The organism is Novosphingobium rosa NBRC 15208 (assembly GCF_001598555.1).
Lineage (GTDB): Bacteria > Pseudomonadota > Alphaproteobacteria > Sphingomonadales > Sphingomonadaceae > Novosphingobium > Novosphingobium rosa.
The window spans coordinates 1-10,565 of record NZ_BCZE01000132.1 but is presented as its reverse complement, the minus strand read 5'-3'; the positions used below and the strand labels follow the sequence as shown (position 1 = coordinate 10,565).

The 10,565-nt window shown below is 65.3% G+C and carries 10 protein-coding genes; 9 read left to right on the top strand and 1 reads right to left on the bottom strand.

The features are described from left to right. The 8 genes from SR3_RS29350 to SR3_RS29315 all read left to right on the top strand — a co-directional run. Window positions 1-814 (top strand): helix-turn-helix domain-containing protein (locus tag SR3_RS29350; RefSeq protein ID WP_068094682.1); only part of this gene is annotated, 814 nt, incomplete at its 5' end. Between the two features lie 100 nt (window positions 815-914). Continuing rightward, window positions 915-2,021, top strand: coding sequence for a phenylalanine--tRNA ligase subunit alpha (gene pheS, locus SR3_RS29345; protein ID WP_068094679.1), 1,107 nt, complete (start codon window positions 915-917; stop codon window positions 2,019-2,021). 15 nt (window positions 2,022-2,036) lie between these two features. Then, complete coding sequence (gene pheT / locus SR3_RS29340; protein ID WP_068094677.1) at window positions 2,037-4,424, top strand: phenylalanine--tRNA ligase subunit beta; 2,388 nt, start codon at window positions 2,037-2,039, stop codon at window positions 4,422-4,424. Between the two features lie 70 nt (window positions 4,425-4,494). Next, entirely contained in the window at window positions 4,495-5,376 is an 882-nt protein-coding gene (locus tag SR3_RS29335) for an aldose 1-epimerase family protein (RefSeq protein WP_068094675.1), read from the top strand. Next, a complete protein-coding gene (locus SR3_RS29330) occupies window positions 5,373-5,756 on the top strand; it encodes a hypothetical protein (RefSeq protein WP_157099204.1) in 384 nt (127 codons plus the stop codon). The genes SR3_RS29335 and SR3_RS29330 overlap by 4 nt, the downstream gene beginning before the upstream one ends. A gap of 46 nt (window positions 5,757-5,802) precedes the next feature. Then, entirely contained in the window at window positions 5,803-7,338 is a 1,536-nt protein-coding gene (locus tag SR3_RS29325) for a peptide chain release factor 3 (protein WP_068094670.1), read from the top strand. Window positions 7,339-7,616: 278 nt separating this feature from the next. Next, the gene (locus SR3_RS29320) at window positions 7,617-7,955 is read left to right on the top strand and encodes a P-II family nitrogen regulator (protein WP_068094668.1); all 339 of its coding nucleotides are present in this window, start codon (window positions 7,617-7,619) and stop codon (window positions 7,953-7,955) included. Window positions 7,956-7,984: 29 nt separating this feature from the next. Further along, window positions 7,985-9,397 carry an ammonium transporter gene (locus tag SR3_RS29315; RefSeq protein ID WP_084456052.1) on the top strand — a complete coding sequence of 471 codons (1,413 nt, stop codon included), beginning with the start codon at window positions 7,985-7,987 and terminating at the stop codon, window positions 9,395-9,397. 193 nt (window positions 9,398-9,590) lie between these two features. On the opposite strand, the gene SR3_RS29310 is transcribed toward SR3_RS29315, so the two are convergent. Further along, a complete protein-coding gene (locus SR3_RS29310) occupies window positions 9,591-10,022 on the bottom strand; it encodes a TIGR01244 family sulfur transferase (RefSeq protein WP_068094666.1) in 432 nt (143 codons plus the stop codon). A 307-nt stretch (window positions 10,023-10,329) separates the two neighbouring features. On the opposite strand from SR3_RS29310, the gene SR3_RS29305 reads away from it, so the two are divergent. Further along, window positions 10,330-10,565 (top strand): hypothetical protein (locus SR3_RS29305; protein WP_176579654.1); only part of this gene is annotated, 236 nt, incomplete at its 3' end.

The following is a 10,565-nucleotide window of genomic DNA, read 5'->3' as shown; positions in this document are numbered from 1 at the left end:
GGAAATCGACGTGCCTGCGGGTGAGCGCGCGATCGACTATTTACATCCGGAATGGGCCAATCTTCGCTTCCATTCGGGTGAACGCCTCTCTGCCGAGAATTATCAAGGGCAGTCGATCGACAAGGTTGACTTCGCCGCCACCGGTCCCAGCGGCCGGGCCCTTCGCTTCGAAGTGGGGACCTGCCGCATCTGGGGCATCGGGCTGATGCCCTCGGGCTGGGCCAAATTCGTCGCTGCCCCTGCCGATGCGCTGGCCGATGCCGTGGTCGACGGGCAGGCGCATGAGGCTTTTGCCGCTTTCCGCCCGCTGGCCGATACGCTGTTCGGGCCCGAGCCGGATGTCGAGGGCGAGCTGGGCCGCATCTCTGCGCATTTTATGGCCCGCGCGGGCGAACCGCTGGCCGATGAGGAACGCATCATGGCGATCCACACCGCGCTGGTCGATCCCGATATCTCCACCGTCTCGCAGCTGGCCGAAACGGTCGGCGCCAGCGATCGGACGGTGGAACGGGTCTGCGCGAAGGCCTTCGGCTTCTCGCCCAAGCTGCTGCTGCGGCGCCAGCGGTTTATCCGCAGCCTTTCGCAGTACATGCTCGATCCCTCGCTCAAGTGGATCGGCGCGCTCGACGGGCATTACCACGATCAGGCGCAATTCGTGCGCGAGTTCCGGCAGTTCATGGGCATGACCCCGCGCCAGTACGGCAAGCTGGAGCATCCGATCCTCGACGCTATCGTCAATGAACGGGCGCGGCTGGCGGGCGCGGCGATGCAGGCGCTCGATACGCCCGACGGGCAGCGGGGCGGGCGGGGTTGATCGTGAAGGCCTAAGAGATTGCGCTGCGGTGGCGGGCGGCTTAAGGAGCCCGGCTGAAACAGGGGGCTTTCCGTTCCCGCAAGCAATACCGGACAGGCTGATGATCGATTTGGATGCTCTTGGAACCGATGCGCTGGGCAAGATTGCCGCGGCGGACACCCTTGATGCGCTTGAGGCGCTGCGGGTGGAGTTTCTGGGCAAGCAGGGCTCGATCTCGGGCCTGCTCAAGACGCTGGGCGCGATGAGCCCCGAGGAGCGCCAGACCAAGGGCGTGGCGATCCAGGCCCTGCGCGGCAGCGTCACCGATGCGCTGGCCGAGGGCAAGGCCAAGCTGGAAGCCGCCGCGCTGGAGCGCAAGCTGGCCGCCGAAACGGTGGACCTCAGCCTGCCCGCGCCCGAGGCGCCGCTGGGCAGCGTCCACCCCGTCAGCCAAGTGATGGATGAGCTGGCCGAGATCTTCGCCGATCTGGGCTTTGCCGTCGCCAGCGGGCCGGAGATCGAGGACGACTGGCACAATTTCACCGCGCTCAACATGCCCGAAAGCCATCCGGCGCGCGCGATGCATGACACCTTCTATCTGCCCGACCTGACGGCAGAGGGCCGCGAGATGGTGCTGCGCACGCATACCAGCCCGGTGCAGATCCGCGCCATGCTGGCGGCGGGCGGCAACCAGCCTTTGCGCATCATCGCGCCGGGCCGCGTCTATCGCAGCGATAGCGATGCCACCCACACGCCGATGTTCCATCAGATCGAGGGTCTGGTGATCGGCAAGGACATCCATCTGGGCCATCTCAAATGGACGCTGGAAACGCTGCTCAAGGCCTTCTTCGAGCGTGAGGACATCGTGCTGCGCCTGCGCCCCAGCTACTTTCCCTTCACCGAGCCTTCGGTCGAGGTCGATACGGGCTACAGCTGGCAGGATGGCCGCCGCGTGGTGGGCGGCAGCGGCGATGCAGAAGGCCATTCGTGGATGGAGCTGCTGGGCAGCGGCATGGTCAATGCCCATGTGCTGCGCGCGGGCGGTTACGATCCGGCGGAATGGCAGGGCTTTGCCTTTGGCGTGGGCGTCGATCGCCTCGCCATGCTGAAATATGGGATGAACGATTTGCGGGCCTTCTTCGATGGCGATGCGCGCTGGCTGAGCCATTACGGCTTCTCCGCGCTGGACGTGCCGACCCTGTCGGGCGGCGTCGGTGTGAACGCATAAGAAGGGCTGGACCACATGAAATTCTCTCTCTCGTGGCTCAAGGCCCATCTCGACACCGAGGCTTCCGTCCAGCAGATTTCCGATGGGTTGAACGCTGTCGGTCTGGAAGTTGAGGGCATCGAAGACCCGGCGCAGAAGCTGAAGGGCTTCCGCGTGGCGAAGATCCTCACCGCCGCGCAGCACCCCAATGCCGACAAGCTGCAGGTGCTGACCGTGGACACCGGCGAGGGCGACCCCCTGCAGGTCGTCTGCGGCGCCCCCAATGCGCGGGCCGGTCTGGTCGGCGTGCTGGGGCTGCCCGGCGCTGTCGTGCCCGCCAATGGCATGGTGCTGAAGGTGGCCGCCGTGCGCGGCACCGAATCGAACGGCATGATGTGTTCCATGCGCGAGCTGGAGCTGGGCGAGGGCCATGACGGCATCATCGAACTGCCCGAGGATGCGCCCGTGGGCACCGCTTTCGCCGACTACCATGGCGCCGATCCGGTGTTCGACATCGCCATCACCCCCAACCGCCCGGATTGCATGGGCGTCTATGGCATTGCGCGCGATCTGGCGGCGGTAGGTCTGGGCACGCTCAAGCCCATCGCGGCGCCCGGCATCGCTGGCAGCTATCCCTGCCCGGTGGCAATTGCCACGCAGGACGCCGAAGCCTGCCCGGCCTTTTATGGTCGCGTCATCAAGGGCGTGAAGAACGGCCCCAGCCCGGACTGGCTGCAGGAGCGCCTGAAGAGCGCGGGCCAGCGCCCGATCTCGGCTTTGGTGGACATTACCAACCTTGTGATGCTGACCTATGGCCGCCCGGCGCATGCCTATGATCTGGCCAAATTGACGGGCCCGGTGGTGGCGCGTCGCGCTGTCGAGGGTGAGGTCTGTCTGGCCCTCAACGGCAAGGAATATGGGCTCGACGCCGGGATGACGGTGATCGCCGATGACGCGGGCGTGCATGACATTGCCGGCATCATGGGCGGCGAGCATTCGGGCTGCGCTGACGACACCACCGATGTCCTGCTGGAAATCGCCTATTTCAACCCCGAGCGCATCGCCGCCACGGGCCGCAAGCTGAACCTCACTTCCGATGCGCGCAGCCGCTTCGAGCGTGGCGTCGATCCCGCCTTCCTCGACACCGGCCTCGATCTGCTGACGGGTCTGGTGCTGGAGATCTGCGGCGGTGAAGCCTCCGAAGTGGTGCGCGCGGGCGAAGCGCCTGCCACGCCCAAGGTGGTGGCTTACGATCCCAAGCTGGCCGAGACGCTGGGTGGCGTGAGCATCCCCGGCGATGAGCAGAAGCGCATTCTGGCCGCTCTCGGCTTTGTGGCCGCCGATGACTGGTCGGTCACCGTGCCCGGCTGGCGCCCCGATGTGGATGGCGCGCCCGATATCGTCGAGGAAGTCGTCCGCATCCACGGCATCGACAAGGTGGAAAGCGTGCCGCTGCCCCGCACCGATGGTGTGGCCCGCCCGACGGCCACCCCGGCCCAGAAGCTGGAGCGCCGCGTGCGCCGCGCCGCTGCCGCGCGCGGGCTGAACGAGGCCGTCACCTGGTCCTTCCTGCCCGTGCCCGAGGCCGAGCATTTTGCTTCTGGTGACCTGTGGGTGCTCTCCAACCCGATCAGCGAGGATCTGAAGGCGATGCGCCCCTCGCTGCTCCCCGGGCTGCTCTCTGCCGCGCGCCGCAATCTGGCGCGTGGCGCTTCGGGCCTGCGCCTGTTCGAGATCGGGCGGCGTTATCTGCGCGGGCAAGATGGCCGCAGCGATGAAAAGCTGACTCTCGCCGTGGTGCTGGTGGGTGAAAAGACCCCGCGTGGCTGGGCGACCGGCAAGCCGCAGAGCTTTGATGCCTTCGACGCCAAGGCCGAGGCCGTGGCGCTGCTGGCGCAGGCGGGCGCTCCGGTCGAGAGCCTGCAGTTGATGGGCGAGGCCGGGCCGCAGTTCCATCCCGGCCAGTCGGCCACGCTGCGCCTTGGGCCCAAGAATGTGCTGGCGCGTTTCGGCGTGCTGCATCCCGCCACGCTGAAAGCCTTCGACATCGACGCGCCGGTCGCGGTGGCCGAGATCTATCTCGATGCCATTCCCGCGAAGAAGGGTGCCGCCGGTTTCGCCCGCGTCAACTATGCGCCGCCCGCGCTTCAGGCGGTGAAGCGCGATTTCGCCTTCCTGGTGCCGGTGACCCGCGCGGCGGGCGATGTGCTGCGCGCGGTGCGCGGGGCGGACAAGGCGAGCATCGTGGCCGCCCGCGTCTTCGATGACTTTCGCGGGCAGGGCGTGCCCGAGGGCCAGAAGAGCCTGGCCATCGAAATCACCCTCCAGCCCGGCGAGAAGAGTTTTACGGACGCCGATCTGAAAGCCATCACCGACAAGGTGGTCGCCGCTGCCGCCAAGCAGGACGCCGTGCTGCGCGTTTGAATCTTTTGCCTTTCCGGCCTTGCCCTTTGCCGTACCAGCCTCCAGTCTGGTGCGGCAAAGGGGATGCCTCATGGACAATCTGATTTCGATCACCTCGGGCGCGCTGACCGCCCGGATCAACCCGCTTGGCGCGGAGCTGTGGTCGCTCGATGGTGCCGACGGCGCCCGTTACATGACCGACGCCGATCCCGCCTTCTGGACAGGCCATGCCCCGCTGCTCTTCCCCATCGTCGGCAGTCTGGTGGAGGATAGCTATCGGCTGGGCGATCAGACCTATCATCTGCCGCGCCACGGCTTCGCCCGCCGCCAGACCTTCGAGGTTTTGGCGGTGGAGGATGACTTCGTTGTCTTCGGGCTGAGCGACAGCGAGGACAGCCGCAAAATCTACCCCTTCGCCTTCAAGCTGGCGATGGCCTTCCGCCTCAGCGGCCAGACGCTGCATATGGCCGCCACCATCACCAATGCGGGCGACCATGATATGCCCTTCAGCTTCGGCTATCACCCGGCCTTCGCATGGCCGCTGCCTGGCGGGGCGGCCAAGGAAGCCCATCGCATCGTCTTCGCCAAGGATGAGCCCGAGGATCTGCGCCGTGTGGACAAGGCCACTGGCCAGCTTCTGCCGAAAAAAGAGGCAACCCCTGTGAAAGGCCGCGATCTGGCGCTGTCGCCCGCGCTGTTCGAGGATGATGCGGCGATCTGGGATCATATCCATAGCCATGCGCTGTCTTATGGCGCGGATGGCGGCGCATGGCTGGATGTCAGCTTTCCCGATACGCCCGCGCTGGGCATCTGGCAGGTGCCGGGCGCGCATTACCTGTGCATCGAGCCATGGCAGGGCCATGCCGACCCGCAGGGCTTTACGGGCGATTTCACCCGGAAGCCCGGCGTGGTCACCATCGAGCCCGGCCAGTCGCGGACTTATCGCATGGAGGTGACGGTCCGCCCGGCGTGAGCGGTAGGAAAGAGGCGCTGCCGCCACGCTGGACCATGGTCAGCTGGACTTTGCTGATCGGTAGCCTGATCGCGCTTGTCGCTTTTGCGGGCAGCTATGGTCGCCGCAAGCAGGAAGCTGAACTGCGTCATCTGCTTTTTACCAACACCGGGCTTCCCGCATCGGATCTGCGCGATTGCTTGGGCCGGGGTTTGCCTTTGACCGGGCGCTGGCAGGAGGTGGGCCCAGCGCGCGAACAGCCCTGGAATGAAGCGCGCCATCTGCGGGTGGAGATCATCGATCGGGGCGATCATCGCAGGGTGGAATTTTCCAGCCCCGGCGGGCGGCCCTTGCGCAATCAGGAAAGCGAGGCGCTGCGCCGTTGTCTCGCCACGGGATAGGTTTCATCATGGACGCGCGGGCCCGCAAAGGGTAGAGGCGCGCGCCATGAGTTCCAGCCGCCGCACCTTCGCCATCATTTCCCACCCCGACGCGGGCAAGACCACGCTGACCGAAAAGCTGCTGCTCAACGGCGGCGCGATCCATCTGGCGGGTCAGGTGAAGGCGCGCGGCGCGGCGCGGCGCGCCCGCTCGGACTGGATGAAGATCGAGCAGCAGCGCGGCATTTCGGTTACCTCCTCGGTCATGACCTTCGCCCGTGATTTCGACGGGCTGGGGCATATCACCTTCAACCTGCTCGACACGCCGGGCCACGAGGATTTCTCGGAAGACACCTATCGCACGCTGACCGCGGTGGATTCGGCGATCATGGTGATCGACGCCGCCAAGGGCATCGAGCCGCAGACCCGCAAGCTGTTCGAGGTCTGCCGGTTGCGCAATGTGCCGATCATCACCTTCGTCAACAAGGTGGACCGCGAGGGGCGCAGCGTTTTCGAGATCCTCGACGAAGTGGCCGATGCGCTGGCGCTGGATGTCTCGCCGCAGTCGTGGCCGGTGGGCATGGGCGGCACCTTCGAGGGCATTCTGGATCTGGCCAGCGGCCGCATCAGCCGCCCCGAGGGCGATTCGCGCGAATTTCTCGGCACCGTCGATCATGAGCCGGTGCCCGAAGAGTTCGCCGAGGAGATCGAGCTGGGGCAGGCCGGTTATCCCGAGTTCGATCTGGAAGCCTATCGCCATGGCGATCTGACTCCGGTGTTCTTCGGCTCGGCGCTCAAGAATTTCGGCGTGGCCGAGCTGATCGAGGCGATTGCCCGAATCGCTCCTCCGCCGCGCCCCCAGCCCAGCGAGGCGGGCACCATCGATCCCACCAATGGCGAGGTGACCGGCTTCATCTTCAAGGTGCAGGCCAATATGGACCCGATGCACCGCGACCGTATCGCCTTCATGCGTCTGGTCTCGGGCACCTTCAAGCGCGGCATGAAGCTGACGCCCTCGGCTTTGGGCAAGCCGATCGCCATCCACTCGCCGATCCTCTTCTTCGCGCAGGACCGCGAGATCGCCGATTCGGCCGAGCCGGGCGATATCATCGGCATTCCCAACCATGGCACGCTGCGGGTGGGCGATACGTTGTCGGAGGCGAACAAGGTGCGCTTCACCGGCCTGCCCAATTTCGCGCCGGAAATCCTGCGCCGCGTGGCGCTCAAGGACCCCACCAAGACCAAGCAGCTGCGCAAGGCGCTGGACGACCTCTCCGAAGAGGGCGTGATTCAGGTGTTCTATCCCGAGATCGGCGCGCAGTGGATCGTGGGCGTGGTGGGCCAGTTGCAGCTCGACGTGCTGATCTCGCGCCTGGAGGCCGAGTATAAGGTGGAGGCCGTGCTGGAAGGCGCGCCTTTCGACACGGCCCGCTGGGTCAAGGGCAGCGAGACCGGGCTGAAGGACTTCGCCGAGTTCAACAAGGCCAATCTGGCCAAGGACCGCGATGGCGGCATGGTCTTTCTCGCCCGCTCGGCCTGGGATGTCTCCTATCAGCAGGAGCGTAACCCCGAACTGACCTTCAGCGCCACCAAGGAGCGCTGAAGGCCCGGGCAGGGCGAGGGCCATTAACCATTTTCGCCTGCCGGATAGCCGCTCAGCTCCCGGCTGACTAAGTCATTTGCCTCATGCATGGGCAAAGTTTTGGCCAGGCTTTGCCTAAAATTTAGGCAGATGCGCAAGATTCGAGCGCGAAACCACCCCTGCGCGACAGGAATGGAATCGATGACACTCCTGTGAATCGGGGCGAATCGTAAATTGGCACACCTCGTGCTTATCCTTGTTCATCCGGCATCAGGCCGGTTGGCTATTAGGGGATAGGCATGAAGTTCATCATCGCCATCATCAAGCCGTTCAAGCTCGACGAGGTGCGTGAAGCCCTCGGTGCCCTCGGTATTGCCGGTATGACCGTGTCCGAGGTGAAGGGGTTTGGTCGGCAGAAGGGGCAGACCGAAATCTACCGTGGCGCGGAATATTCCACGAATATGCTGCCCAAGGTGAAGATCGAGATCGCCGCCAGCGACGAGCTCGCGCCGCGCGTCGTCGAAACCATCCAGCAGAGCGCCAGCACCGAAGCCATCGGTGACGGCAAGATCTTCGTGCTGGATCTGGCTTCGGCCACCCGCATCCGCACTGGCGAGACCGGGGACACCGCGCTGTGAGCGGCGCTTCACTTTGGAAGGGGAACACCATGATCCGCAAGATGATGTGCGGCGTCGCGGCGGTGGGCGGCTCGCTTGGCTATGCCGGTGCCGCCTTCGCGCAGGCCGCCCTGATTAAAGCCCCCACCGTGGCCCAGCAGGCCAATATGGTGAACAAGGGCGACACCACCTGGATGCTGATGTCCACCGTGCTGGTGCTGATGATGAGCATCCCGGGCCTCGCCCTGTTCTACGGCGGTCTGGTCCGTTCGAAGAACATGCTCAGCGTGCTGATGCAGGTCTTCATGATCGTGTCGGTCACCGGCCTGCTGTGGGCCACCTATGGCTATTCGCTGGTGTTCACCGGCGGCTCGCCCTTTATCGGTGGCTTCTCCAAGGCGCTGATGCAGGGCGTGAACAGCGGCACCTATGCCGCCACCTTCTCGAACAACGTCTATATCCCCGAACTGGCCTATTTCGTCTTCCAGATGACCTTCGCCATGATCACCCCGGCGCTGTTCATCGGTTCTTTCGCTGAACGCATCAAGTTCACGCCGCTGATCATCTTCACCGTGCTGTGGTCCACCTTTGCCTATTATCCCATCGCGCATATGGTGTGGTACTGGGCCGGCCCCGACTTCCTGTATGCCAGCCCCAATGACGCCGGCTTCCTGTATCTGAAGGGCGCGCTGGACTTCGCCGGTGGCACCGTGGTGCATATCAACGCCGGTATCGCTGGCCTGGTGGGCTGCCTCGTGCTGGGCAAGCGCGTGGGCTTCGGCAAGGAAAACACCCCGCCGCACTCGCTGACCATGACCATGATCGGCGCCTCGCTGCTGTGGGTGGGCTGGTTCGGCTTCAACGCCGGTTCGAACCTCGAATCGAACGGTGTCGCCGCTGTGGCCTTCGTGAACACCATGCTCGCCACCTGCGCCGCTGCGGTCGCCTGGGCGGTCATCGAACAGATCGTGCATGGCAAGCCCTCGATGCTGGGCGCTGCCTCGGGTGCGGTGGCCGGTCTGGTCGCCATCACCCCGGCTTCGGGCTTCGGCGCGCCGATGACCTCGATCGTGCTGGGTCTGATCGTCTCGCCGGTCTGCTTCTTCTTCGTCACCACCGTGAAGAACAAGTTCAAGTATGACGATACGCTGGATGTCTTCGGCGTCCACTGCATCGGCGGCATCATCGGCGCCATCGGCACCGGCATTGTGGCCAACCCCGCGCTGGGTGGCCAGGGCTGGGTCGATTACTCGGGCTTCGTCGCCAAGGCTGGCGCCTGGGACACGATGGGCCAGGTCATCACCCAGTGCGAGGCCGTTGGGCTGACGCTGGTGTGGTCGGGCGTGGTCACCGCCGTGCTGCTCTTCGTGATCGACAAGACCATCGGCCTGCGTCCCACCGAGGAAGCCGAGCGTGAAGGTCTGGACATCACCGAACACGGTGAGCGCGCCTACAACAGCTGAGTTTAAAGTTCGGCGGGATCGGGGCTTCTTCCTCCTCCTTCCTGGTCCCGCCACCAGACGTTCCTCCTGCGGACGAAAACTCAAAGGGCCGGAGCCAGCCGCTCCGGCCCTCTTTTCGTTTTCGTGACAGATAGATGGCAAAAAGCCCGGCCGTTGCGGACCGGGCTTTGTTTTATGTCGAGGGGCAGGGGTCCTAGTTCGCCTTGCCGCTCAGCATATCGACCAGCGGGCGCACCGGGGTGATGTCGTAACCGGCGGCGGCGGCGATGGGGGCCAGTTCATCGGCGGTGGCGCCCTCGCTGGCGCGGGCCAGCGCCCAGAGCAGCGTGGAGCGCGTGCCCGAGCGGCAATAGGCGAGAATCGGCCCGGTGGCTCCGGCCAGCGTCTCGGCCATGGCCTGGACCTGTCCCTCGCTGAAGCCGCCATGGCCCACGGGAATCGCGATATAGCTCAGGCCCGCGTCCCTGGCGGCCTGTTCGATCACCGCGCCGGGGGTCTGATCGTCGCTTTCGCCTTCGGGGCGGTTGTTGATGATATGCTTCACGCCGAGCTTCACCGCTTCGGCAAGATCGTCGGTGTCGATCTGGGGGCTTACCAGAATCGTGTCGGTCAGCTGGCGAAACATCGGCTGTGTCCTTATCAAAAGCCGGGCCCTGATCGCCCGTAAGCCCTGTCGGCATGCCAGCCGGCGCCTCCGCTGGCAAGGTGAGGGCAGGCTTCGACTCGCAAGTGACCGCAGGCTGTAAACCGATTGTCACGAATCTGAACGCAAGATGCGGAATCTGTTCGCGCTGCCCGGATTTTTGGGGTATGTCGAAAAATGCAGAGGAAAGGACTGTGCTGTCGCATGGCGCCTGGCCCTGTTGTTCGGTGCGTTTCGTCCAAGCGCCGGGCACAATCGATCGGGGCGAAGCGAAGGTTCTTTCGGGTATATGAGTTTTGATAGAGGGCGTCGCGGCCGGGGCCGGGACAAGCGCGACGGATTTGGCGAGGAGGGCTTCGACCCCTTCGGCGGCGGTGGCGGCGGCGGCTTCGGCGGCCCGCGCGGCGGCTTCGGCGGTGGTGACCGCTTTGGCGGCGGCGGCGACCGTGGTGGCTTCGGCGGCGGTGACCGCGGCGGCTTCGGCGGCCCGCGTGGCGGCGGCGGCGGTGGCGGCGGCTTCGGCGG

Coding starts and splice junctions, on each gene's coding strand:
- SR3_RS29315 (WP_084456052.1), top strand. CDS start 7,985: ATGATCCGCAAGATGATGTGCGGCGTCGCGGCGGTGGGCGGCTCGCTT.
- pheT (WP_068094677.1), top strand. CDS start 2,037: ATGAAATTCTCTCTCTCGTGGCTCAAGGCCCATCTCGACACCGAGGCT.
- SR3_RS29335 (WP_068094675.1), top strand. CDS start 4,495: ATGGACAATCTGATTTCGATCACCTCGGGCGCGCTGACCGCCCGGATC.
- SR3_RS29325 (WP_068094670.1), top strand. CDS start 5,803: ATGAGTTCCAGCCGCCGCACCTTCGCCATCATTTCCCACCCCGACGCG.
- SR3_RS29320 (WP_068094668.1), top strand. CDS start 7,617: ATGAAGTTCATCATCGCCATCATCAAGCCGTTCAAGCTCGACGAGGTG.
- SR3_RS29310 (WP_068094666.1), bottom strand. CDS start 10,022: ATGTTTCGCCAGCTGACCGACACGATTCTGGTAAGCCCCCAGATCGAC.
- pheS (WP_068094679.1), top strand. CDS start 915: ATGATCGATTTGGATGCTCTTGGAACCGATGCGCTGGGCAAGATTGCC.